Genomic DNA, 24,838 nt, shown 5'->3' on the forward strand with positions numbered 1-24,838 from the left:
ATCATTGATCAAGATCAATGATGTGCGTCTCTTAACTAAAATAATTGGTCTTATACACGCTTAACCTTTTGCCCACGCCACAAGTAGTAAACAGCGGGTAACACGAGCAAGGTTAGAATAACCGCACTGATCATTCCTCCAACCATCGGGGCGGCTATTCGGCTAACCACTTCAGCACCAGTTCCTGTGCTAAACATAATAGGCAGTAGACCTGCAATTGTAGAAACAGCCGTCATCATGACAGGACGAACACGAAGCCCAGCCCCTTCCATTACAGCGCGAGAAACACCGTCTTTAGTCAAAGCTTTACCTTGCTCTAGTTGGCGTTGTTCGTATTCGTTATAGGACTGATTAAGATAAGTCAGCATTAATATCCCTATTTCTACGGTAACCCCCGCTAGTGCTATAAAACCAACCGCTACAGCAACTGAGAAATTATAATCTAAAAGATACATTAGCCAGATTGACCCCACCAATGCGAGAGGCAAAGTTCCCAATATAATGGCTATTTCTGTAGCGTTTCGAAAGTTCATATATAAAAGAACGATAATAATCGCGAGCGTTAACGGAATCACGTAAGTCAGTTTTTCCTTTGCCCTTTCCATATATTCGTACTGCCCGGACCAGGTAACTGAATACCCTGCTGGCAACTCGAGTTCTTGTTCTACAACCTTCATTGCTTTTTCAACATAAGTGCCGACATCAACTCCCTCAATGTCGACAAAAGTCCAGCCATTAAGTCTTGCGTTTTCGCTTTTAATTGCCGGCGGTCCAAGTTCAACGTAGACATCAGCCACATCCGCCAAACTAATACGCTGCCCGTTTGGCGTAACTAAAGGTAGCTTCTTTAATTCTTCCGGCGAATCACGGTAATCTTGAGGGTAGCGCAAGTTTATTGGGTAACGTTCAAGCCCTTCAATGGTCTCTGAAACATTCATTCCACCAATAGCCGTGGCAACAACCTGTTGAACATCCTCAATGTTCAAACCGTAACGTGCAGCTTGCTCTCTTTTTATGTCAACTTTGACATAGCGCCCACCTGCCACACGTTCTGAATAAACAGAAGCCGTACCATCTACATCTTCAAGTATCGTTTCAAGCTGCTGCCCTATCGTCTGAATTTCATTAAGATCGGCTCCGGCAACTTTTATACCTACCGGCGTTTTGATACCTGTCGATAGCATATCAATGCGAGTTTTAATGGGGTAAACCCACGCATTGGTCAGCCCCGGAAACTTTACAAGCGCATCCAGTTCTTTTTTCAACTTCTCAGTGGTCATACCGTCTCTCCACTGATCTTTCGGTTTCAGTTGAATAAAGGTTTCAATCATCGTTAGGGGTGCCGGATCAGTGGCGGTATCCGCTCGACCAATTTTGCCAAAAACCGTCTTCACTTCCGGTACCGTTTTTATGAGCTTGTCGGTTTGCTGCAACAGCTCCCTTGCTTTACCAATTGATAATCCGGGATAGGTAGTGGGCATATACATCAAATCGCCCTCATCCAAATCTGGAATAAATTCACTACCAATTTTGTCAATCGGCCAGACACCAACGGCCAGGATAACAAGCGCTCCGACAACTGCTGTCTTGGGGTATTTCAAAATGCCTTTTAAAAGCGGTTTATACCCGGCGATCAATAACCGATTAAGCGGGTTTTTCCCCTCAGGTGTTACCTTTCCTCTGATAAAATATCCCATCAACACGGGGATAACGGTAACCGCTAAGGCTGCACTGGCTGCCATTGCGTAAGTTTTCGTGAAAGCAAGCGGAGAAAACATCCGCCCTTCCTGGGCTTCTAAGGTAAATACCGGCATAAAGCTGACGGTAATAATGAGCAAGCTAAAGAAAAGAGCAGGGCCCACCTCTGAAGCAGAGGCGGCAACCACCCGCCAGCGGTTCTCTGCTGTCAGTGGCGTTTTTTCCATATGCTTATGCATATTTTCAATCATGACGATGGCACCATCGAGCATAGCGCCAATAGCGATTGCGATCCCTCCAAGTGACATAATATTCGCGTTAATTCCTTGCCAATACATGACAATAAACGCGGTTAAAATACCCAAAGGCAAGCTGATAACGGCAACCAGCGAGGAGCGGACATGGAAGAGAAATATCACACAGATAAACGCGACAATAGCGAGTTCTTCTATTAAACTTTTCCAGAGACTTTCCACGGCATCCGAGATAAGCCCCGAACGATCATAGACAGTGACTATATCGACACCTTCTGGTAGCCCAGACTTTAATTCTTCCAACTTTTGTTTAACGCCATCAATCGTTTTTTGGGCATTTTCTCCGAAACGCATTACCACAATACCACCCACGGCTTCTCCCTCACCGTTGAGTTCGGCGATACCGCGTCTCATTTGGGGGCCCACACCCACATCAGCAACGTCTTTAAGCAATAATGGCGTGCCATTTTCATCAACGCCAAGCGGGATACTCTCTAAGTCGGAGACACCTTCAATATAGCCGGAGGCCCGAACCATATACTCAGCCTCAGCCATTTCAACCACTGAAGCCCCCACCTCCTGATTACCTCTCTGGATAGCGTTTTGTATGTGAGCCAAAGGAATATCGAATGCGCGAAGCTTCTCCGGGTCAACTTTTACCTGGTACTGCTTTACCATACCGCCCAGCGCGGCAACTTCAGAGACACCTTCAACAGTTTGCAGTTCATACTTTAAAAACCAGTCTTGCATACTGCGTAATTCACTCAAGTTGTGGTTACCCGTGCGGTCGACCAAGGCATACAAATAAACCCAACCAACTCCTGTAGCATCAGGACCTAATTGTGGCCTTGCATTAGCAGGCAGTGTGGGAGCAACCTGAGATAAATATTCAAGTACTCGCGAACGTGCCCAGTAAGCATCTGTGTCTTCGTCAAAAATGACATAAACATAGGAATCTCCGAAAAACGAATACCCACGAACCGTTTTAGCTCCAGGAACTGATAACATAGACGTTGTTAATGGATAGGTAACTTGGTCTTCTACTACTTGTGGGGCCTGACCTGGATAACTGGTTTTAATAATCACCTGAACATCAGACAGGTCCGGCAATGCATCTACTGGTGTATTCTTGACGGCAAAGGCACCAACGCCCACAAGGATTAATGTCGCCAGAAGAACAAAAAATCGGTTGCTAACTGACCATCGAATGACTGACTTAATCATGGTTATGCTCCTGCTCTGTCACTTGTTCTTGCTCAGGAATATGAATCGATGTGAGCTGGTAACGTTGCTTACCTACTTGTGAAATTTCCGCATGTAAGGACAAACCAGCGCTGAGCTTTGAGAGTTCAACATCATCAGCGACATCGAAGTCCATCGTCATTGCAGGCCAGTCCCACTCAGGAATCTCACCGTGATTCAGCGTAACCATCGAATGTTGAGGCATAACACTTTTAACTGTTGCTTCGACCCAGACAGCTTCGACTGATACAGCTTCATTTAACATAGTGTCGTGGCTCTCGCTATCAGTGTTAGAGTCGTGGTTCATACGTTTAAAGTCGGAAGACTTACTGGACTCAGAGTCAATTAAGAACTGAGCCGATGTAACAATTTCATCACCTGCCATAAGACCCGATAAAATCTCAACTCGCGAGCTACCTAACCGCCCAACGTCAACATTAACTGATTTAAATTTCCCATCACCCAGTGCCAGTACAACTCGGTTCGAACCACCCATTCGGATAAGCGCTTCTTTAGGGATGATTAAGTTTTTGTCGCCTAAACCAGCCTTAATGTTAAGATTCGCAAACATGCCCGGTTTTAAAAAACCATCTGGGTTGTCGAAGTGAATTCGAACTTGTCCCGTCCGAGTTTTAGGGTTAAGTGACGGATAGACATAATCAACCTTTCCTTCCCAGTCTTTACCCGGAGCATACTCAAGATCCATTTGAACTTTATTACCTACCTCAACCTGGTTCAGTTGCCGCTCAAAGACTTCTGCAATAACCCATATTTTATCCAGTTGGGCAATCGTCATTAAGTTCATACTCGGCTTTACAAACGCACCTTCACGCACAGTCAGTTTATCCAATACCCCGGACTGCTTTGCTTTTACCGTAATTGTTTTCTGAATTTTATGAGTCTCTTTTAACTTCTTAATCTCAGGTTCAGAGACTTGCAGAGCTCTTAGGCGTTCTTCAGCAGCATCTAGTAGAACCTGATTACCTCTTTGCGAGGCCAATACAAGCTCTTCTTGCGCATTAACCATTTCAGGAGAGTAAATACTGTATAAAGGCTCGCCGGCTTTAACTGAGTTACCAACCGCTTTTACAAAAAGCTTTTCAATCCAGCCTTCAACACGGGGACTTACTGTCAGCACTCGGTTCTCATCAAACTGAACATAGCCAACTGTTTCGATATCCAGGTTGAGTCTCGAGGACGTGACGGTTGCAGTTGTAACCCCAAGGTTGTTAATAACATCGGGATCAATTCTCACAGTACCGGGTGAACTTTCTCCCCCATCATCGCCATAGAAAGGAATAAGGTCCATCCCCATTGGAGACTTTCCTGGCTTGTCTCTCCGATAATTTGGATCCATCGGAGCCACCCAATATAACGGCTCTTTTTTGGCATTATCCGATGAAGCATCGGAGCCCGCAGTTGACTGCATTAAGTAGCCAATAGCACCAGCGCCAACCGCAAACCCTACAGCTAAACTTATAAGAGATTTAGTGACTGTTTTCATTTTAAACTCCTGAGAATAATAAGTAGTTTGCTTCGGCAATCAGCTTTTGGCGGTTCATGGCGATTGCTAATGCATCAATTTTTGCGTTGACTTCAGCAATCTGTGAACGCACCGCCTCTGCAAAGTCGCCATCATCATTGTTGTAGGCTGTCAATGCAGCTTCAGACTGGGCGGACATTTGTGGAAGTAGCTCTTCACGATAAAGAGCAGCGCGTTCATTCAAACGATTCAGTTGTACAAAGGTACTGCGTAAACTGGCTATTAACTGCCTGGCAACCAATAACTTCTCAGTTTTTTTCGCTTCCGTTCTAAACTTTGCTGAGCGTACCTGTTCATCCTGCTTGTTATCAGTAAACAGTGGTATATCGAACGTAACTCCGGCTGAAAACAAGTCGGCACGGTCAGTACCGCTTGGAGCATCGTTTCTATGACCATATTTAAGGTTGGTTGACCATTGTGGTTTATAACCTTGTTGAGCAAGCTCTATAGAAGTTTCCGACGCCGAAATGTCTTGATCGATAGCTTGCAAAACTGGGTGCCCTTTTATTAATTCGTACAAGGCTTGTTTAGGCATTGTTGAAGGCGAACTCAATGCTTCCTGTAGCGTAAGGTTAGGAACGTCATCTGGTAACTTTGATTTCGCTATAGCACCTATCCACTCCGACAGTTTGCTTTGAAATCGCTCCTCTTTCTGTCTTAATGAAGTCAATCGGTCATCCAGTCGTGTGAGCTCAAGCTGGGCCCTAATAACATCCTGCTGCCGTGCTTTTCCTTCAGTACTGGTATAACTTGCCTTGGCCGTCGACACTAACTGTTCAAAAAGCGCTCTATCGGATTCAATCAAACGGATACTTTGCTGAAAGAAAAAAACGTCTAACCACAACTTCGTTACCGTTGTTTTGACCTTAGCAATACGATCAGCCCTCAAAAGCGGTTGTTTTTGGGCCAATTGATTTTTTTGCTTACGAGACAACGATAGCGTGTCTCCTCTAGGAAAAGTTTGTGAAACACCTACGATCAATTGGGTCATTCCTTCCTGTCGTGAACTAAAACTGTCAACAGGGAAACTGGCAGCCGTGAGCGATATTTTAGGGTCAGGCAAACTGGAAGAGGCTATTGCTTCACTCGCGAATGCTTCTTGGGTTTGCTTACTTGCCGTTAACCAAGGATCTTCTTGTACAGCGATACTCACTGCTTCTTGCAAATTCAAAAGCGGCTCTTGTGCATTAACGACATTTGGCACCACTACAGTCAGAACACTTAAATAAGCCATTCTTCTTAAAAGTTTCATATTGTTACTCTCAAAAACTGTGAATTTTTAAATTAAACACAGACCAAGTTATGAGTCGGACCGTAACGAGGACGACGAACGACGTCGTAACGACAATGACCGAACCAAAGCTTATAGCTGTGCTTTTACCTGGACGATAAACGCGCCAGGAGCGAGAAATTTCGTATTTTTAAGAGTGGATTGGGGGGCGAAAAAGCGAGAGAGAATGCTTTTCTTTAATATTCGTATCTAAGAATGAGGAAGCGTTAAAAACCAGCTTCTCAATAGGCGGAACGGTGGATTGCTCAGAATAAACGACAGTAATTGACGGGCTGTAACAATGACGCATCATTGAATCAGAGCAACAGTTATCGGTAAGAGAATGTGACACTTCGCAATCTGCAAGATCGCAAACTTGCTCAGTAGGATCGTGCATACATGCCTTTTCCGTACTGATAGTTTGTGAAAATGACATTGTTGTTACTGCTAATAGCAGTAGGGCAATGATTAAACGATACATGCGAAGCTTTACTGTAAAAACATGCTTGAAGTGTATCTCTTTTGGCTGATAAAGATCAATCAATTAAAGGAAGTACCCATAACGAGGTAGTCAACCCAGGTGGTGATACGACTTCTACATCACCACCCCGATTTATTGCTAACTCAGGCGCTTTCAAGCTCTAAATACCAAAGTCATCGAACCTTACTTGTTCTCGCGGAACGCCAAAGTCAGCAAGAGACTCTAACGTCGCTTTCAGCATTGGTGGAGGACCACACACGTAAACGTCCAATGTGTCTTTGTTTTCATCTGCCAACCATTTCATTGCAGTTTCGTGCACAAAGCCAGTGTGCCCGGCCCACGCATCTGATTTAGCAACCTCTGAAAGTACCGGTATATAATTTAACCGCTCATCTCTTTCGAACTCATCCCTATAACAGAGCTCTTTTTCATATCGTGCGCCGTAAAAGAATATGCAACGACGAGGAGAATCTGCTGCTAACTCACTTTGTATTAACGCTCTTAACGGTGCAACACCGGCGCCGCCTCCGATAAAGACTTGCGTGTGATTATTTTGTTTCGTCAGCTGAAAGTCACCAAATGGTCCAATAGCATCGACATGAGCGCCAGGCTCTAAATTACACAAGTAGTTTGAACCGATGCCTGGGGGCACCCCTTCACTTGGCGAGGGCAGTTGTCGTACGTTAAACACAAATCGAGTCGATTGAGGTCGCGTAGCAACCGAGTAATGCCGTGACAATATTGCGTCTAAATGTGGGATACGAAACTGCATAAACTGCCCGGCTTCATAACTAACGGGGCCTGAACTTACAAATGTAAGTTCCATAATGGACGGGGTAAGCTGCCGCTTTGAGTCGAGTGTTAAAGCAATATCGCCAACCCCGGCATTATGGAGCTTAACGTCGTAGTCGGGTGATGTTCTGTGCTGACACGATAAGCGCGTCCCCGCTTCTAATTCAGTAGCGCTCAATAACGCTTTTTCAGCGGCTGTCGGACTCGGTATGCTGTTGCCTTGTAGTGTCACTTTACATAATCCACAAGTACCGCCACCGCCACAACTACTCGCAATTGGTTGCCCTTTCTGCTGAAAATATTCTAGCCACGTTCTCTTACGGTTCGGATTAAAGTCACCGTTAGTAATATTTCGGCCTAAGAGAATTAAGCCCGATAACGAAAACCAAAGAGCGAATAACCCGGCACTCCAAATCAATAAATGATTAAAGCTTCGGCCACCAGTGTAATCCATAAAATGCAGACGAAATGCCCAGTCAGCTATTGTCCATGGTGTATTGCGATGCTCCACTACCTGAGATGAGGCTTCATCGATGTATATCCGAGTATTAAGATCATCTTTAATATCAATGCGAAACCCCGAAGCTTCCCAGCCATTCACTTCATCGCTTCCCATGACTCTTTCAACCGCTTCGACGTGACCCGGACCATTATAGCTACTGAGCGCTAATTGGGTTGCCAAAGCCTCACCGGTAGACCAGTTTTCGCTTGTGTTAGCGTTGGAATACAGGATATTTCCATCTGCCAATGTCACTTGATACTGACCAACCCCAGCAACACTTACCAGTTCAATTAAATGTGCTGATGGAAACCTTTGGTACATTTCAGTAAAGTCGACCTGAGTTGCTAATTTTTTAAGAGGCGGCTTAGAGTTTTCGGAGACCATGTATTGATGACCCGACATTCCATGATGGCCAGTTATACTGAAAAAGAAACCACTCACTAGCCACAAAGCGACCTGAATAACTAAAATTAAACTCACCCAACGATGAAGCCATTGTATAAACCTTATCATTGGGCACCTCCGATCGGTCTTCTTTTAAACGTTATGGTATAAAGGAGCAAAACAATGCCCGTTATCATTAAAATAAATGTACCGATAATAAAGGCTTTTAACCACCACGTTTCTATATCCACACGTTCATCGTAGTCCATTATGTGTAGCATCCAGGCAATGTCGAAACCACGCCAGAAAGTGTGTCGTTTTACGAGCAAATCACCCGTTGTTTCAGACAAGTAAAGGCTGGTATTACCAAAGTCATCGTAGTTCACTTGCCATACTGGCAACAAAGTTTCACTAATTTCAGTTGGTGGGTTATCCGTCATATAAACAACGGATTCAATGTCTGCACTCTCTTGTGCGTAGTATCGGTTGGCCAAGTCTTCAATATGATGCTGAGTTATTTCAATGCGCTCTAACGATTTTGCATTAACCAAAAACTCACCTTTATCACTTTTTAACTTGTATACTGGCTGTAGCTTACCATCTAGTCTGCGAGCCTCTAGTGAGGCTTTTTCAGTTTCAGGATAACGCGTTAATAACTTATCTAAATCTGATACCTCAGTACCTTCAGGTAAAGGCTGACTAACATCCTCAACTAAGTGATCACCATGAATATAATCCAAATCGAAGAACACCATGTAAGCGCCACTGATTGTCCAAATAACCATTTGCAGGCCAAAAATCAAAGATAGCCAACGATGCCAAACTCGCCAGCTACTGGAGCGTTTCTTTTGAGTCATACCCTACCTCAAATTTAATAAAAAAAAGCTGCCGCTCCCAGGGAAAAGCGACAGCCAGTCTAGTCTTTAAAAGCTGTAACGTACCTTCAGGTATAACTGACGGCCTAACAAGTCATAAGTCATAGTGTCAGTATTGGCGTCCGTCCAACTTTGGATATAAGGCGGTTCTTTGTCAAAAAGGTTATTCACACCGCCAGTCACGCTCAGTTTTGAGTTTACAAAGTAGGTTCCCTGCAGATTATGATAGAAAACACTGGGGGCTCGAGAGCCAATCTCCGATGGAGCAGCGTTAATATCATCGGCAGGCCCAATGTACTGAACGGAGTAATGTACACGCCAGTCCTGCTTCATAAAGGTTCCCGAAGCATTTGAACGCCAGTGCGTATAGCTTCCTCTGCCACCAGTAATGTACCCGGCATATTCAATTTCATCCGCACCAACAAAAGGCGCAAATTTATACTCATTTAAGTAACTAACATTCCAACTGAAGTCACTTTTCCAACCCAGTAGCTCGGTGTTATAAAATAAAGCAGTATCGACACCCGACACATTTTCAGTTGCGGCATTGGTGGGTTGAGCAGACAAAAAGTTAATATCGCCAGTTAAAGAATCTCTCGTAAAGTGCTCAGGACTACAAAATGGATGCGATAAATTTTCTGAGCTATAGCAGACAGACAGTTTGGTCGATCCAGGGATCCGCTGAATAGCATTCTCAATATCGATATCGTAGTAATCAACCGTCAACTGTAAATTGTCCGCCGAGCCAATATCCCATACAAACCCTGCAGTGAAAGTATCTGCGTCTTCCGGTTTTAAATCAGGGTTGCCACCAACAGTGGTAAGCACGGTTGCACCAAACTGTTCATACCCTGCAGGAACCCCGTCTGCTTGGCAATTTGCCGCCACAGTTGGGTTAGCACCGGCCTGGTCCCATCCGTCACACGGGTCGGTTGTTGTCAGATTTCCTTCAGCAACACCACCAAAGAGTTCAGGTATGTTCGGAATCCGAAAAGCAGTTGACTGAGTCGCCCGCACTTTCAAAGCATCCGATACACGCCAGTGAACGCTCGCTTTATAATTTCCATCACTACCAAAGGTGTCATAATCACTGTAACGATACGCTAAATCTAAATTCAACGACTGAATCAGTGGTAAGTCCGCCAGCAACGGTAAAGAAGTCTCAGCGTAAACTTCATCAACTGTATAGCTCCCTTCTATCGGGTCCGCCTGATTGGTATTCATAATGCCAGCAACAATTGATGAATCCGGGTTTCGCCAACCTTTCTCTTTACGATGTTCAACACCAAAAGCGACTGGCACCCATCCAGCAGGCACTTCAAATAAGTCGCCTGAAATGTTTGCGGTCAATGAACGTTGTTCATTCCCCCCATTATCAGTCGTGCGAAACATGATGTAATCCAATGCCTCTTGAGACAGATCCCCATAACCCAACAAGTCGATACAGGGAATGCCGTTGGAGCCGCACGTATTAGGGTCTAGGCCAGCAGATAGACGCTGCATATTGACGATATTGGTCATACCGTCAATGGCTGTATTACGGCCATAGTTATAAGCAACTTCCCAGTTCCAACCTGAGCCAATAACACCATTCATGCCGACGACCGTTCTGAACGTATTAACATCTTGAAAGAACGTTCTTGGTCCACCTTCTAATAAATTACGACCTTCAAGTCGAATTGTTTCGCCCGTTGGGTTTGTTGGGTGGCTGGCATCAAACTCAATACCTCTTAATGTTCCCGGCGTTGCTAATTGATCGGAGGTCCGGTTGCTGTATAAAACCTCAGCAAATACCGCCGCATCGGAAGACAGTTGATAATCCCCGAAAGCGGAGAAATTCCAGTTTGTAATTGGGTTAACCGAATTTAAATAAGGAAAAAATGCAAAGTTATGTTTCTCAGCGCTGTAGGGTTCATAGAAATCACCATTACCGTCAGCATCTTGACTGAAGTTAATACGATCTCCAGCATTTGGACCCGTCAATATGGTTGCTCTCCCCCCAATGGTACTTGAGCTTCCGAAGCAATCCAGTTGGCCTGGTGTTAATTCACCCAAAGCACAACCGGCTTGATCGGCCATATTAACTTCGTCTGAAGAACGATAGCCTAATGTCGCCATTACGCGACCTTTATCATTGCTGGCGCCAAAGATCATATTAACTTTGCGATCTTGACCCTCACCATCATCTGTCGAGCCTAAGCGCCCTTCGATAGTAAAGCCATCGTAACTTTTACGGGTGATAATATTCACCACGCCCGCAACGGCATCCGCACCGTATATCGCTGAAGCGCCATCTTTAAGAACCTCGATACGCTGGATCATTTCAACCGGTATCATATTTAAGTCAACAGAGCTGTTTGCGCCGGTACCGCCGTTAACAACACGACGGCCATTCAGAAGCACAAGCGTTCGGTTAATGCCCAGTCCACGCAAATTAACTTGAGCGGTGCCATAACCGTTACCGGTCCAGTAAGCATTACTCTGGCTGCCAGCAAAACCAGCGGAGGCTGACATTCTCTGTAAAATCATCTCTACCGAAGTCATTCCTGAGACTTCTATATCTTCCGCCGTGAAAACCTGAACAGGAGCAGCACTTTCTGCTTCTATTCGCTGAATTCGCGAACCAGTCACCGTGATTTTCTCAACGTCTTCGGCTTGAGTATTATCAGATCCTGACTGTGCCCAAACTGTTGTTGTATTAAAAAGTGCCGCAGATACACCTATAGCGACAGCAGACTTAAGTAACTTTTGCATTTTGTCACCTCGATTAGATTATAATTATTTTACTTTCCGATTAGACTTCGTACTGCTATCTAAGTTGTTTATACAACTCTCAGAATAGAAACCTCAGAATTTTAGTCAAGCTAAAAACGATTAAAGTTGTATAAAAAAACCTTTAACAGCAAAGCCTATAGCAGTTGTATATTCAACTTAGAGTTATCCTCATGTATCAATAATCTTTTAAAATAAGCTCTTCAAGATGACTAGAAAAGCTATAAAAAAAGTTGTCCACTTTTTTCAAAATAAAAATAATTTTTCATTTTTAATGAATTTTTACCCTCTTCTGATTATTGATGCTTTTAATCTTTTGCCGACTATAATGCGTACATGAATACATAAGTTTTACGTAAGGAACTTGGCTATGAGTCAATCAATTAAAAAAGCCACGCTTTACAGAATGTCGACACCTGACCACCAATGCCCTTTCGGTTTAAAAACCCGGCACTTACTTAAAGCCAACGGTTACGATGTGGACGACAACCTACTGGAAAGCCGCGAGGAAACCGACATATTCAAGGAAAAACACAACGTCGATACCACTCCACAAGTGTTTATTGGTGATGAACGCATCGGTGGGTACGAAGAGGTTCGAGCCTTTCTTGGAAAACCTCTTCCTGACCCTGACGCAACCAGTTACCGACCCGTTATTGCATTATTTATTATGACAGCGCTCCTCTCCGTAGCCACGTCGTGGTTGTCTTTTGGTCGCGCATTTACCGGACAAACCATCGAGTGGTTCATCAGTTTCTCGATGGTGGTTCTGGCCTTGCTCAAACTCCAGGACGTAGAGAAATTCTCTACCATGTTTCTCAACTACGATCTTCTCGCCAAAAAATGGGTGCCTTATGGCCGTGTTTACCCCTACGCCGAAGGCTTGGCGGGTCTGTTAATGGCAGCGGAATTTGCTCATGTCATTTCCATCCCTATTGCGTTATTCATAGGCATCGTGGGTTCTGTCTCCGTTTTTAAAGCCGTTTATGTCGACAAACGTGAGCTAAAATGTGCCTGTGTCGGTGGCTCAAGTAATGTGCCGTTAGGCTTCATTTCGCTCACTGAAAACCTCATGATGGTCGCTATGGCTATCTGGATGTTTTTTACAATGAACTAGAAAAGGAGCGCTATGCGCTCTTTTTCTTAACGCTTTTTACGTAAAAACAAAATCTCACCAGCGGCAATCAATGCCATACCGATAAGAGACGCCCAAATAACCAGCGGATCGCTTGTCCATTTCACCCATATAAAAGCGGCTAAAACGATGACATCTAGCGTGATTGCGCTGACAAGTATGTAAATATTGGCATTCACTTTTTGTCTAAGATGTCTCAATACCCCCCAGTGGATCGCAATGTCCATAACGATATAAAAAATAGCACCAAGCGAAGCGATTCGGTTCAAATCGAAAAAAGCAGCTAAGACCATAGCCATCACGATAGTGTAAACCAGTGTGTGCTTCTGAATGGAACCTGGCATCCCAAAATGACTGTGTGGCACAAGTTTCATATTGGTCAACATAGCCAACATTCTCGAGACGGCAAACGCGCTCGCGATCACACCGGATACCGTTGCGACAATTGCAAAAGCGACCGTCACCCAAAGTCCAGTCTCGCCATAGACGGGTCTGGCAGCTTCAGCAAGCGCATAATCTTTCGCTTTCACAATCTCATCTATGGACAGGCTCGAGCCAACCGCCAGAGTGACCAGAACATATATTAACGCGCAGATAATCAACGAAATAATAATGGCACGCCCGACATTTTTCTTGGGCTCAACAATTTCACCGCCACTATTGGTTATTGTTGTAAACCCTTTGTACGCAAGTATGCTTAAAGCAATCCCCGCTAAAATACCGCCGCCGGTAGCTTCTTCTGGAATAGCCGATATCGATTCAAACTGAATGCCTGAGGCCCACAAACCACCAGCCGCTAAAATCACCAATCCTAAAGCCTTAACAAAGGCCATAAAAAACGAGAACGTTTGAATAAACTGATTACTCAAAATATTGATAAAAAACGCAAAGACCAGCAAACCAACCGCCAACAACGGGACAAGCCACTGCGCTTCAAAAGAAATTAATTGGCTGGTATAGGACGCAAATGTCCGAGCGACTAAACTTTCATTAATCACCATAGAAAAGTACATCAAGAGTGCGAATATTGCCGTCACACTTCCTTTCCCATAGGCTTTACTGAGGAACATCGCAATGCCCCCCGCTGACGGGTATGCTTTGGCCAGTTTCACATACGAATAGGCGCTGAAACCGGCAATGATACCGCCGCACACAAACGCCAGTACAAACCACTCTCTTGCTAGCTGAGCAACTTGTCCTGTCAGTGCAAAAATACCAGCGCCAATCATGACACCAGTCCCCAGCGACACCGCCCCCCAAAGACTAAGGCTTCCTTTCTGATAACCCTGATGTCCGTGTTCGTGATCGTGTTCCGCCATAATCAGCTCCTGTGGTTGACGTTAGTTGGACCAGTGAATCCGGATAATTTTCCAGCCAGACTCCGGGGTATGTGAAACGGTTACAGTTTCATTCATCGTTAAATCAATCTCACGCCCGTTGTACGCCCCGGAAATACTATATCGAGAAGTGATCACAGCAAGGCTAGCCACTTCATATCGTGTTCTTTCAATCAGCTTGGAAGGAACCGCCTGGCTAAATTTGATATCTGACTTAAGATGATGAGCACTGTATTCAGCCAGGGACCGTTCAACGCCACCACCTTCAAAGATAAGCACATCATCGGAAAGCACGTCTTTAACGACCTCCGTGTCACCTTCAGTTAAAGCAGTTCGAAATGCATCAAGCACAGCGGTCGGCTCAGATAGTTTTTCGGCGCTACTGGGCGCTGAAATAAACATTACCGAAACCATAAAAACACTCACAAGTAATTTCATTCTTCTTATTCCTTACATTAACCGGGGGAAAACGCGCTGCTTAGCGCAGAGGCCAGGGTAAAAATAGTGACAGCCAATACCATTTCCGCCGTTATGGAGTTTTTGAGTCGCTTGGCGGCCGCGTTATCATTTAATTGCGGTACGAACTTTAATTTATGCAATGCGGCAACAAGGAGAATCAGCGCCACAAACACAAGTTTCGCTAGTAGTACCGTGTCATACGACGTAAGCGGCAGCTCTGGCATCCATCGCCCTGCTGCACTACGATACATAACCAAGCCCGCAATAAGGAGTATTGGAACCGCTGCAGACATATGCACACCAAAACGCTCCATAATGGCTTTCGCTTTAGCAAGCGGTACCGACGTTGCCAGCTTTCGCAATGAGTTAAGACTGCCGAACCAAACCCAAGCGACTAACAAGTGTGTTAAAAGCGCTAGCTTTCCCCACCAGACGGCGTCACTGCCGTGACCAATACTTAAAAAGCTCCATCCCATGAGTCCAATGGCGACAACATATAGCACCCACTTTATACGTTTTAGCTTAACAACGGAGTAAACAATCCAAGCAATAGCAACCGCTATCTGAAGTTGGATGAACAACCCAACAGGGCCGGTCCATATAAACTGCATGTAGGTCGTGTCAATCATGCCGGCAAAGCCTTCAGCAGCAAAACTACCGACTTTCAGAAAAAAATACAGAAGGCTTGCCAGTAATAGAAGCAACGCAACAAGGCTATTCTTTCGTTCAGACTGCTTTTTTAAACCGGACAAATAAACGATATAAGGCGAGGCGGTCATCACCGCGTTAAGCCAGAATATAAAGGCCAACGTTAAAACGCTGGCCACACTCCAAAGGGTCATCATTTCACCTCAAAGCTAAAATCACCCGATATTTTATGACTGTCCCCACCCATTGCCGTCCAATAAACCGTATAACCACCTGACGCCAAATTGTTTTTAACAGCAATTTCGTACGCTGCTTTGGGAGTCATGCTCATCGAAAAGTCCAGCGGATGCATTTTACCGTCATCTGAGTGCAGCATAATTTTAGCCAGACGAACATCACCGGAAAAATTCATCGTAATTTCCGTTGGTGACTCGGACAAAGTCGCACCGTCCTCCGGGCTACTGGATGTTAGGCCGACGTGAGCGCTGGCCCATGCACTAAAAAATAACGTGGTACCGAAGGCTAACTTAAGTATGTTTTTCATGTTGTTTCCTCTTTGTTTATTATCAATTAAAACCAAACTCTGGCCCCAAGGACCACGCCTGTTTCTGTGGTGTCCTCACCCATTCGTTTCATTTCATCTGCCGTGTTGCCTAACGCGCCGTTCCAATAAACACCAATGTAGGGTGCAAACTCACGACTGATTTCGTGACGATAACGCAACCCCACACGCAAGTTGCTCAAGCCACTTTGCCGTTCATATTTGTCTGAATCTGTCAGGTTGGCTGTAAACTCAATGCGAGGCTGTAAGTACGATGTTTGTGTGAGCTGCCACTCGTACTCAGTTTCGCTAACAAATTGGACGTCGCCTTCTTCATTCACCATCAGCGAGTTATCCATTTCGAACCAATAGGGCGCCAACCCCATAAAACTCACGACAGCATAATTTTCCATAGACGCGTCCGACGATAAGGTACCTCGCGTACCAATACCGGCCTGAAACGACCAAAACGGAGACACCAAGTATCCATACAGCAGTTCGGCACTTTCCAAGTCAGTGGGCTCACCGTCGTCTTGAACATTCTCCCCTTCACTCTTGAAAACAGCTCGGTGATAGTCACCGCCATACCAAGCCATCATGTCCCAGACGGCTAGGTTCTCTTCCTCGTTGGTTCGCGTTAACTCCAACCGATCGAACAGTACTTGCCCGGTGTAATATTCTTTGACGGGTTCAGGCCAGTCCTCTTTCGCATGTCCGGCGACTGCTAAACCTGGCAACAACGCCGCACCCACTAATAATGATTTACCGTACATAATTGTCCTCCTTATGCGACATTGACCACACGGAACATACCCGCTTTCATGTGATACAACAGGTGACAGTGGAACGCCCAACTACCCGGCGCGTCTGCCGTTATCAATAACGACACTTTTTCGCTCGGCTTCAGGCTAATCGTATGTTTGCGTGGGCGTGGATACTGTCCGTTTTCAAGTTCCATCCACATACCGTGTAGGTGTATGGGGTGGTCCATCATCGTATCGTTTACCATCACCAACCTCAGTCGTTCTCCATGATGAAACTGAACCGGGCCATTCACTTCGGTAAACTTCTTCCCGTCGAAAGACCACATGTAACGCTCCATATTACCCGTTAAGTGCAGCTCTATCTGTCGTTCGGGCTCCCGCGTATCCGGCCATTCATGCGCGCCGACCAAGTCGGTATACACTAAGACTTTATGATCAACGTCTTCCAATCCAATCCCGGGTTCATGCAAACGGCTTACCGGGTTTGTAGCAATCATAGCCGCCCCGGCGCCATGTCCGGACTCACGGTGTTTGATTTTAATGTTTTCGACCGGGAGCTCTTTTTTGTGTGTCATTTTATGCGTCATATGGCTGTTATTGCCGCCCATATGCTTCATATTCATGCTATTGCCTTTCATATCACCGGACATCGCCATCGCTCCCATGCCCATAGCGGCCATGCCTCGCTCAGGAACTTGCCGTAGTTCAGGCACTTCAGCCTCAAGACCAAGTTCCGGCGTTAATGTACCTCTGACATAACCACTTCGGTCAAAGCTCTCAGCATAAATAGTGTAAGGCTTGTTTTGCTTAGGCTGGACAATTACATCGTAGGTTTCCGCCACACCAATGCGGAACTCGTCAACTGGCACTGGCTTCACAGGCTGCCCGTCAGCGGCCACTACCGTCATCTCCAATCCAGGGATTCTTACGTCGAAGAAACTCATTGCCGAACCATTAATGATACGCAGGCGTACTTTTTCACCAGGCTTAAACAATGCTGACCAGTTCATCTGTGAATCGCGGCCATTCATCAGGTAGGTATAAGTACTGCCCGTCACATCCGCAATATCACGGGGGCTCATTCGCATTTGCCCCCACATTTCTCGTTGCTTCCAGGTTTTCTCTAACCCTTGCTGTCGCACGTCCTCGAAGGTCTCAAATATCGTACGTTTTTGATAGTTATAGTACCCCTCCGCAACTTTCAAGTTACGAAACACGGTATCCGGATCTTCGAATGTCCAGTCGCTGAGAATAATGGTATGTTCTCGATCAGCACCAATGTCTCCGTCTTTCGGTTCAATCACTAACGGCCCCAGGTGTCCCAATTGCTCCTGCAAACCGGAATGGCTGTGATACCAATAAGTTCCGTTTTGCTCGACATCGTAGCGGTATTTGAACGTTCGTCCTGGCTTTATCCCTTCGAAAGATACGCCAGGCACGCCATCCATATTCTCCGGCAATATAATTCCGTGCCAGTGAATTGACGTGTCTTCCGACAACCGGTTAGTCACATTTAGCTTTGCTCGCTGCCCTTCTTTTAAACGAATCAAAGGGCCCGGCATTTGGCCATTGATGGTTATTGGTGCTCCTACTTTATTTCCCACGAGCAGTGGGGACTTTGCAATGGTCAGATCAATCTCATCGTTTGTCAGGATCTGATCTTTAAAACTGCGTCCCTGAGGAGCAGCCCAAGTTGGGGCTACTTTGGCGATTGCTAAAGCAGACGCCACAGTGAATGCAGATTTAATAAACTTTCGACGCCCTTTGTTAAACTCATTGCTCATTATGACGCTCCTCTTTTGAGGTTAAATTTTGATAACGTTGAACGTCCTGTTCCTTATCAGACGGCTCATCAGAAACCGATGATTTAAACCCTTTAATCGCACTACCAAGATCGGAGCCCAGGGTTCGTAGCTTTTTACTACCAAAAAGAAGAATGACAATAACCAGTAAAACTCCTAACTGAACCATACTCATGCCGCCAAATCCCATAGCTAAAGCCCTCCATTTGAGAGTGCTTGCTGCTGCTCTAAACTTGCTATCTGCTTATAAGGTGTAATTGAACCGTCCTCTTTGATTTCATAGACCGTATACGGTTGAAACCGAGTACCCATTTCCATACCAACAGACCCTACCGGCATGCCAGGAACAGTTAATCCAATGCCATTGGCTGACTTTTTCCCAGCTAAATAATGAGAAACCAATGTAGGAGGAACGTGCCCCTCAAAGACATAGCCATTACTAGAAATAGCGGTATGACAGGATTGGACCTCGGCACTAATACCGGAGTCACGTTTTCGTTGGGTCAGGTTGTTCGGATGTTGTACGGACACACTAAAGCTATCGGGTAAAGCTTGTAACCACTTTTCACAGCAACCGCAGTTGGGATCTTTTAGAACGGTTAGTTGCTGCTCTTCTACATCGGTTGCAGATACAGACACGGAAAACAGCATCGCCAAAACAGCGATATTGCGTTTGATAGACATAATTATTCACCGATTAATAAGTTTTAAGGAAACACGCCGAGCGTGTGTTAAATTTCTAGTAACTTATTAAGCGGTAATTATTGGGGGACGGAATAAATTAGACGCGTGTTTAGCACGAATGGAGGTGTCAACGGGCGCATCGACTTTGGCAGAGAGGTTAACTGCAGCGGCATTAACCGAAGAAGACTGTCCGACAAATAAAACCGAGCCGCCGGAGCAATGCCGAATGGTCATGTCAGCACAGCACGAGTTGTGCTTTTGCGTCTCATGCTCGCAATCGTTTGTGTCGGCTTCGTACATCATGCTGTGCTGCATTTGGCTGTTATCATGACATGCGTGAGCTTCTGCCGTTTGCGAAAACGACATCGACACCAATAGCACTGTCATTAATAACAGAATTCGAATTAGCACGAGCACCCTGCTTTTTGCAATTTAATAAACTTCAGTCTAACGTCATTTTAACGCATGTCAAATAAGGAGCAGATAATGATGAATCACGAAATGTTCGCAGGTATGGGCTTTCTATGGATGCTGATTGTGGGAGCTATTTTTATTGTTCCCGCATGGCGTATCTGCCAACGAGTTGGCTACCCTGGTCCATTGGGTCTTCTGATTGTTATCCCTATCGCAAATATCATTCTTCTTTACTTTATAGCGTTCGGCCCATGGAAAAATGTTGATAAATAGCTAATTCACTTTAACCAAAGCAACAAGTATAGCTTTTCATCTCTGATCAGAAGCACGAATTTATTTGCCACTACACGTTCACAAGTTGCAGACCACTATAGCTATGTTCAACGTGTTAAGCGAGTATTGGGCATAGCCAAAAAGTTAAAAGATTCATTTGTGAAAAAGCTTTCAATCAAAAAACTAAAGCTGAAGTTTTAGTAACAAGGTAAGTAACACGCTTGAATCTTAATATTTTTTATCCACTATAAAACAATAAGTTATTAGATCTTATCGATTCCGCCTCCGGCACCATCTATCCCTAAAGCCCTGCACTTCGTGCGGGGCTTTTTCGTTTTAGTGGTTAATCACATTTCTATTTCTGTCTATTTAGCAAGAAATAACCCGCCGGCACTATCACCATATTTAGCACCGTCGAAGAAATAAGGCCCCAAAGGATAACTATCGCCATAGGAGCCTGGATTTCACTGCCTGGCTCGCCAAGTCCCAACGATAATGGAATGAGCGCTAATGCCGTTGCCAACGCCGTCATCAAAATAGGTACTAACCGTTCTTCTGATGCTTGCTTAATGGCATCCGTTAATTCGACACCTTTAGCCATAAGCTGCTTGATGTAGTCCACTAAAATAACGCCATTTCGCGTGGCTATACCAAACAGTGTGATAAAACCGATAATGACAGCAATGTTGATAACACCACCAGCAAAGTAAATGCCAGCGACACCACCAATCAGCGCTAACGGTAGGTTTAACATCACCAAGAACGCTTCTTTAGCCGAGTTAAACGCCGTGAGTAGCAACAAATAAATGCCAATAATTACGCCAATACCGAGCAGCATTAGCCGTGTGTTAGCGCTCTCGGCACTCTCAAACTGTCCACCAAACTCAATATAATAACCCGTGGGCAGGTCGATACTCTGCGTTATCCGTTGTTCAATATCGTCAACCACACCAATAAGGTCGCGACCACTCACGTTTGCCATGACCACCAGGTTACGCTGCACATTTTCACGGGTAATGGTGTTAGCACCACGCGTCTTGTTGATATCTGCGATGGCTGAGAACGGAATAACTGCGCCATTCGGTGCCTTAATCATGGTATTTTTTAACGACTCAATATCTTCGCGATACCGATAAGGGTAGCGTACCACCAGGTCAAAGGTCGCCTGTTCTTCAAGAATGCGACTTGCCGATGTTCCGGCAAATGCCGTTTCCAACGCATGCGATGCCTGCTCGATGCTCATCCCATACTGTGCTAACTGAGCCCGCTTGAAATCAAAGGTAATAAACGGAATTTCCGCTTGCTGATCCATCGCTACGTCAACGGCTCCCGGAACTTCTTTGACCAAGCTTTCGATTTGAGCACCCAGCTGACGCAGTTTGTACAGCTCATTGCCAAATAACTTAATAGCGATGTTTGCGCGCGTGCCCGACAACATATGGTCAATACGATGCGATATGGGCTGCCCGATAATGACGTTAACCCCGGTAAGGAAGAAAAACTCCTGGCGTAAGCTCTCGAGCAGCGCCTCTTTTGAGCGGGACTGCATACTGAGCTTAACGTCGATCTCCGACGCAAACACTTGCTGCGCGTGTGGGTCTCGTTCAGCACGTCCGGTACGGCGTGTCGTCGCAACCACTTCGGGCTCGTCCAGTAAGATCCGCTCTACACGTTCACCGATAGCATCGGACTTTTCTAAAGACGTTCCTGGTACCGTAACCACACTGACCGTTAAGCTGCCCTCATTAAACTCCGGCAAAAATCCGCGCCCAAACTGGAACACCGCCAATAACGCAATCAGCAACAGTACGCCCGCTGACGATAGCAAAAGTTTTGGCCGTTGCAGTGAACCATTGAGAATAGGTCGATAGCTTGCCTTAAGCGCGCTAATAAAGCGCGTATCGTGCGATGCCAGTAAACTCTTACTGCCGCTCAGCCCGTAGTAACTCAGTACCGGCGTAATCGTAATTGCGACCAACAGAGAAGCCAGAATAGAAACAATATAGGCAACGCCTAACGGTTGCAGCAGACGCCCTTCAACGCCTTGTAAAAAGAACAGCGGCAAAAAGACCAAAACAATGATAAAGGTCGCAAACACAATCGAGCTTTCAATTTCTCGTGTTGCGCCGGCAATCACTTTCAATTTAGACAGTTGCTCCGCAGCCGGCTTCGCCAAATTTTCACGGAGTCGTTTAACCACGTTTTCAACCACAATAATGGCGTCATCAACAAGCGCACCTAAGGCAATAGTCATACCGCCTAAGGTCATTGTATTTAGAGAGCCTCCGAAGTGGCGAATGGTTAAGACAGCAACCAATAACGACAGCGGAATTGCCACTAAGGCAATACCGGTTGCTCGGGCACTGAAGAGAAAGATAAACATAATGGCAACGACTAAAATCGCACCGTCTCTAAGCGCGCTGTTTAGGTTGCCAATGGATGTTTCAATAAAGTCTGACTGACGGAATGTATCTGTCTGTAGCGTCATGCCCTCTGGCAGGCTTTGGTTGATATCATTAATGACGCGATCTAAGTCGTCCGTTAATTCTAGCGTATTGGTGTTCGGTTGCTTTTGAATACCCAACACCACACCTGAGCGACCATTAAAAGCCGCAGTCCCTCGACGTAAGGCGGGCCCAACTTCAACATCCGCGATATCCTGCACTAACACCGGAATACCACCGCGATTAGCGACCACGGTTTGCTCAATATCGCTTTGCGACTCTATACGTCCCATGCCCTGGATGAGAAACTCTTGCTGGTTCTGTTTTACAAAGCCAGCCGATGAGGTCATGTTGGAGCCTTCTAAGGCTTTGGTCACATCATCAAGCGATAAATCATTTGCAATGAGTGCATCCGGTTTCGCGACAACTTGGTATTGCTTGACTTGTCCCCCGGTCGAAATCACTTCAGCAACGCCCGGCACAGCCAGCAACCGCCTTCTAATGGTGTAATCAGCCGTTGTTTTTAGCTCTATCTCAGAGTGAGCCTCTGAAGTCAGCGCTAAAAACATAATTTCCCCCATAATAGAGGACACTGGTGCCATCTGCGGTGCTCCCACGTCTGAGGGTAGCTCATTCTGTAATGTTTGCAGACGCTCCGACACCATCTGACGGGCTAAATAAACATCGGTTTCCCAGTCAAACTCAACGGTAACGACACTGATACCAATACCACTATTAGAGCGAACCCGACGTACACCCGAGGCTCCGTTCATCGCGGACTCAATCGGAAAGGTAATGAGTTTCTCAACGTCTTCCGGCGGCATACCGTGAGCTTCTGTCACAATAGTGACCGATGGCGCGGTTAAGTCAGGAAATACATCGACGGGCGCTTTAATGGTGCTGTAACCACCCCAGACCAAAAGCACTAATGCCAACGCAATAACAATCAGCCTATTATGGAGCGACCACTGAATAATTCGATCAATCATAAAAATCCTTAATGTGCGTGGCCGTGGCCGATTTCTTCACCACCGAGAGCCGCTAAACGAACGTCATAAGCGCCAGTGCTTACTACTCGCTCACCCGCTTTCAAGCCTCGAGTCACTTCAATGTTCTCGCCATCCTGGATACCCAACGTAACCTCCCGGCGCTCGAACGTTTCTCCGCCTGTATGCACAAATACAACGTCCTTACCTTCTTGTCTGATGACTGCACTCACGGGAATCGCAATCGCCGCTTTATTCGCCGACGTAATCGCCTTGGCCGCAAAAGTCTGACCAATCATGGGCTGCCATTTGTCAGCAGCGAACCCCAGGGTTACGGAATAAGTTCTTGAAACGGGCTGAACCATCAAGGAGCGTGCAGCAACTATTGAGTTTTTCTCATCTAACCGAACAATTTGTTCATCGGTATCTAGCCATGCACCTGAAATGGCTTGCACGTGCTGACTAAAACGCTCGGGAATAAACAGCTCTAACCAGCGTTGCTGGTTGGCCGCAAGCTCGGTCAGAATTTGCTGCTCGTCAACATACATTCCACTGGCTAGCGGACTGCTTAAAATTTTGCCACTAATCGGGCTTTTTATCGCAATACCGCCTTCGGTCTCGCCCAATTGACCTTGCTGAATACGCGCTTGCGTGGCATTGACTCGGCTACTCAGTTGCTGTTGTTTAGCTTTAGCCGTTTGCAGACGGGTTTCTGGTATCGCACCATTGTCAACTAACTGCTGTAAGCGCTGAACTTCTTGCTCAGCCAGGACCAATTCTGATTGATATTCAGCAAGCTCTAATTGCAACGAAATAATATCTTGAGAGCTCTGAGCTCGGGGAACTAACAGCCCGAGTCTATCGCCACGCTCAACCGAATGACCTGCCGTAACTGAGGCATCCGGGAAAAAATAACCGGCCTGAGGAGCGCGGATCGTCGCTTGCTTATTGGCCGGCGCTTTTACCGTAGCAAACGCAGGCACTGATTCGCTGAGGGATAACTGTTGCGCCTTAGTAGTCGCGAACGGTTGCTGCCACTGCTGTTCTTTTAAATAGGTGATATCACCAGCAACCTCTGGTTGCGAGACTTGTGCGTGTTCGTTTGCCGCAAAAACCCTGACTTCGCCGAGTTCATGGGTACTACTGAACTGATCATTCTCTAAGCGAATACTCAGTTGGTAACGTCCCGCATCACGCGGCGTCACAACAGGAGTAAATAAACCGTCTCGGGTCGGCTGTTTAACCCGGAAGCCAGCTTTCAATTTTCCATTTTGCCTAAGCTCGACATAAACGGCGCCCTCTGTAACCGGAGTAAAGTCACTAAGGTTGGTTAAATGAGCAAGAAAACGAGAGCTCTCGCCCCGTTTCAATGCAGGGAATTCTACGAAAAGCTCAGTGTGCTCTGTGTAATCGGTATACACTAAACTTGCCGCTTCTTCGTGCGCATGACCATGCGACTCAGTTTCAGTTTGGCCACACCCCGCTAGCAATAAGGCGATAAAAATACTTGCTAAAAGCTGATGAAGTCGCATGTTCAT

General features: G+C 45.9%; 19 protein-coding genes. 2 read left to right on the forward strand and 17 right to left on the reverse strand.

The window, feature by feature from the left end; genetic code table 11:
• Positions 1–50: 50 nt before the first annotated feature.
• The 6 genes from ACP7FG_RS03045 to ACP7FG_RS03070 all read right to left on the reverse strand — a co-directional run bounded on the left by ACP7FG_RS03045 (position 51) and on the right by ACP7FG_RS03070 (position 11,795).
• Positions 51–3,176: an efflux RND transporter permease subunit gene (locus ACP7FG_RS03045; RefSeq protein WP_439225473.1), complete on the reverse strand. Its 3,126-nt coding sequence runs from the start codon at positions 3,174–3,176 to the stop codon at positions 51–53.
• Positions 3,169–4,698 carry an efflux RND transporter periplasmic adaptor subunit gene (locus tag ACP7FG_RS03050; RefSeq protein ID WP_224798365.1) on the reverse strand — a complete coding sequence of 510 codons (1,530 nt, stop codon included), beginning with the start codon at positions 4,696–4,698 and terminating at the stop codon, positions 3,169–3,171. Before ACP7FG_RS03050 ends, ACP7FG_RS03045 begins: the two co-directional genes overlap by 8 nt.
• A gap of 1 nt (position 4,699) precedes the next feature.
• Complete coding sequence (locus ACP7FG_RS03055; RefSeq protein ID WP_439225474.1) at positions 4,700–5,989, reverse strand: TolC family protein; 1,290 nt, start codon at positions 5,987–5,989, stop codon at positions 4,700–4,702.
• 659 nt (positions 5,990–6,648) lie between these two features.
• Positions 6,649–8,295: a 2Fe-2S iron-sulfur cluster-binding protein gene (locus tag ACP7FG_RS03060; protein ID WP_439225475.1), complete on the reverse strand. Its 1,647-nt coding sequence runs from the start codon at positions 8,293–8,295 to the stop codon at positions 6,649–6,651.
• Entirely contained in the window at positions 8,292–9,023 is a 732-nt protein-coding gene (locus ACP7FG_RS03065; RefSeq protein ID WP_439225476.1) for a hypothetical protein, read from the reverse strand. Before ACP7FG_RS03065 ends, ACP7FG_RS03060 begins: the two co-directional genes overlap by 4 nt.
• A gap of 66 nt (positions 9,024–9,089) precedes the next feature.
• Positions 9,090–11,795 carry a TonB-dependent receptor gene (locus ACP7FG_RS03070; protein WP_439225477.1) on the reverse strand — a complete coding sequence of 902 codons (2,706 nt, stop codon included), beginning with the start codon at positions 11,793–11,795 and terminating at the stop codon, positions 9,090–9,092.
• A 388-nt stretch (positions 11,796–12,183) separates the two neighbouring features.
• Here ACP7FG_RS03070 and ACP7FG_RS03075 point away from each other — a divergent pair, with 388 nt between their 5' ends.
• On the forward strand, positions 12,184–12,930 hold the full coding sequence (locus ACP7FG_RS03075; RefSeq protein WP_006956240.1) for a MauE/DoxX family redox-associated membrane protein: 747 nt from the start codon (positions 12,184–12,186) through the stop codon (positions 12,928–12,930).
• A gap of 26 nt (positions 12,931–12,956) precedes the next feature.
• Here the strand turns inward: ACP7FG_RS03075 and ACP7FG_RS03080 are convergent, their stop codons facing one another.
• The 9 genes from ACP7FG_RS03080 to ACP7FG_RS03120 form a co-directional block, all read right to left on the reverse strand.
• Positions 12,957–14,267 carry an APC family permease gene (locus ACP7FG_RS03080; RefSeq protein WP_100690645.1) on the reverse strand — a complete coding sequence of 437 codons (1,311 nt, stop codon included), beginning with the start codon at positions 14,265–14,267 and terminating at the stop codon, positions 12,957–12,959.
• A 21-nt stretch (positions 14,268–14,288) separates the two neighbouring features.
• Complete coding sequence (locus tag ACP7FG_RS03085; protein WP_008489764.1) at positions 14,289–14,723, reverse strand: YybH family protein; 435 nt, start codon at positions 14,721–14,723, stop codon at positions 14,289–14,291.
• A gap of 17 nt (positions 14,724–14,740) precedes the next feature.
• On the reverse strand, positions 14,741–15,589 hold the full coding sequence (locus ACP7FG_RS03090) for a copper resistance D family protein (RefSeq protein ID WP_439225478.1): 849 nt from the start codon (positions 15,587–15,589) through the stop codon (positions 14,741–14,743).
• On the reverse strand, positions 15,586–15,936 hold the full coding sequence (locus tag ACP7FG_RS03095; protein ID WP_011234483.1) for a copper resistance CopC family protein: 351 nt from the start codon (positions 15,934–15,936) through the stop codon (positions 15,586–15,588). The genes ACP7FG_RS03090 and ACP7FG_RS03095 overlap by 4 nt, the downstream gene beginning before the upstream one ends.
• A gap of 26 nt (positions 15,937–15,962) precedes the next feature.
• Positions 15,963–16,706, reverse strand: coding sequence for a copper resistance protein B (locus tag ACP7FG_RS03100; RefSeq protein WP_053954067.1), 744 nt, complete (start codon positions 16,704–16,706; stop codon positions 15,963–15,965).
• Between the two features lie 11 nt (positions 16,707–16,717).
• The gene (locus ACP7FG_RS03105) at positions 16,718–18,481 is read right to left on the reverse strand and encodes a copper resistance system multicopper oxidase (protein WP_439225479.1); all 1,764 of its coding nucleotides are present in this window, start codon (positions 18,479–18,481) and stop codon (positions 16,718–16,720) included.
• Positions 18,471–18,689, reverse strand: a complete 219-nt coding sequence (gene tatA, locus ACP7FG_RS03110; protein WP_053954069.1) for a twin-arginine translocase TatA/TatE family subunit — start codon at positions 18,687–18,689, stop codon at positions 18,471–18,473. The genes ACP7FG_RS03105 and tatA overlap by 11 nt, the downstream gene beginning before the upstream one ends.
• Before the next feature lie 2 nt (positions 18,690–18,691).
• Complete coding sequence (locus ACP7FG_RS03115; protein ID WP_100690648.1) at positions 18,692–19,183, reverse strand: DUF411 domain-containing protein; 492 nt, start codon at positions 19,181–19,183, stop codon at positions 18,692–18,694.
• Between the two features lie 66 nt (positions 19,184–19,249).
• The gene (locus ACP7FG_RS03120; RefSeq protein ID WP_011234488.1) at positions 19,250–19,594 is read right to left on the reverse strand and encodes a hypothetical protein; all 345 of its coding nucleotides are present in this window, start codon (positions 19,592–19,594) and stop codon (positions 19,250–19,252) included.
• A 75-nt stretch (positions 19,595–19,669) separates the two neighbouring features.
• Here ACP7FG_RS03120 and ACP7FG_RS03125 point away from each other — a divergent pair, with 75 nt between their 5' ends.
• Positions 19,670–19,870 carry a hypothetical protein gene (locus ACP7FG_RS03125; RefSeq protein ID WP_006956255.1) on the forward strand — a complete coding sequence of 67 codons (201 nt, stop codon included), beginning with the start codon at positions 19,670–19,672 and terminating at the stop codon, positions 19,868–19,870.
• Positions 19,871–20,225: 355 nt separating this feature from the next.
• On the opposite strand, the gene ACP7FG_RS03130 is transcribed toward ACP7FG_RS03125, so the two are convergent.
• Both ACP7FG_RS03130 and ACP7FG_RS03135 read right to left on the reverse strand, forming a co-directional pair.
• Positions 20,226–23,303, reverse strand: a complete 3,078-nt coding sequence (locus ACP7FG_RS03130; RefSeq protein ID WP_439225480.1) for an efflux RND transporter permease subunit — start codon at positions 23,301–23,303, stop codon at positions 20,226–20,228.
• Positions 23,304–23,311: 8 nt separating this feature from the next.
• Positions 23,312–24,832, reverse strand: a complete 1,521-nt coding sequence (locus tag ACP7FG_RS03135; protein WP_439225481.1) for an efflux RND transporter periplasmic adaptor subunit — start codon at positions 24,830–24,832, stop codon at positions 23,312–23,314.
• Between the last annotated feature and the right edge of the window lie 6 nt (positions 24,833–24,838).

The organism is Idiomarina sp. ST10R2A5 (assembly GCF_051842325.1).
In the GTDB taxonomy this organism is placed as follows: Bacteria; Pseudomonadota; Gammaproteobacteria; order Enterobacterales; family Alteromonadaceae; genus Idiomarina; species Idiomarina abyssalis.

Coding starts and splice junctions, on each gene's coding strand:
- ACP7FG_RS03065 (WP_439225476.1), bottom strand. CDS start 9,023: ATGACTCAAAAGAAACGCTCCAGTAGCTGGCGAGTTTGGCATCGTTGG.
- ACP7FG_RS03055 (WP_439225474.1), bottom strand. CDS start 5,989: ATGAAACTTTTAAGAAGAATGGCTTATTTAAGTGTTCTGACTGTAGTG.
- tatA (WP_053954069.1), bottom strand. CDS start 18,689: ATGGGATTTGGCGGCATGAGTATGGTTCAGTTAGGAGTTTTACTGGTT.
- ACP7FG_RS03130 (WP_439225480.1), bottom strand. CDS start 23,303: ATGATTGATCGAATTATTCAGTGGTCGCTCCATAATAGGCTGATTGTT.
- ACP7FG_RS03080 (WP_100690645.1), bottom strand. CDS start 14,267: ATGGCGGAACACGATCACGAACACGGACATCAGGGTTATCAGAAAGGA.
- ACP7FG_RS03115 (WP_100690648.1), bottom strand. CDS start 19,183: ATGTCTATCAAACGCAATATCGCTGTTTTGGCGATGCTGTTTTCCGTG.
- ACP7FG_RS03075 (WP_006956240.1), top strand. CDS start 12,184: ATGAGTCAATCAATTAAAAAAGCCACGCTTTACAGAATGTCGACACCT.
- ACP7FG_RS03090 (WP_439225478.1), bottom strand. CDS start 15,589: ATGATGACCCTTTGGAGTGTGGCCAGCGTTTTAACGTTGGCCTTTATA.
- ACP7FG_RS03100 (WP_053954067.1), bottom strand. CDS start 16,706: ATGTACGGTAAATCATTATTAGTGGGTGCGGCGTTGTTGCCAGGTTTA.
- ACP7FG_RS03045 (WP_439225473.1), bottom strand. CDS start 3,176: ATGATTAAGTCAGTCATTCGATGGTCAGTTAGCAACCGATTTTTTGTT.
- ACP7FG_RS03095 (WP_011234483.1), bottom strand. CDS start 15,936: ATGAAAAACATACTTAAGTTAGCCTTCGGTACCACGTTATTTTTTAGT.
- ACP7FG_RS03125 (WP_006956255.1), top strand. CDS start 19,670: ATGATGAATCACGAAATGTTCGCAGGTATGGGCTTTCTATGGATGCTG.
- ACP7FG_RS03105 (WP_439225479.1), bottom strand. CDS start 18,481: ATGAGCAATGAGTTTAACAAAGGGCGTCGAAAGTTTATTAAATCTGCA.
- ACP7FG_RS03050 (WP_224798365.1), bottom strand. CDS start 4,698: ATGAAAACAGTCACTAAATCTCTTATAAGTTTAGCTGTAGGGTTTGCG.
- ACP7FG_RS03085 (WP_008489764.1), bottom strand. CDS start 14,723: ATGAAATTACTTGTGAGTGTTTTTATGGTTTCGGTAATGTTTATTTCA.
- ACP7FG_RS03060 (WP_439225475.1), bottom strand. CDS start 8,295: ATGATAAGGTTTATACAATGGCTTCATCGTTGGGTGAGTTTAATTTTA.
- ACP7FG_RS03135 (WP_439225481.1), bottom strand. CDS start 24,832: ATGCGACTTCATCAGCTTTTAGCAAGTATTTTTATCGCCTTATTGCTA.
- ACP7FG_RS03070 (WP_439225477.1), bottom strand. CDS start 11,795: ATGCAAAAGTTACTTAAGTCTGCTGTCGCTATAGGTGTATCTGCGGCA.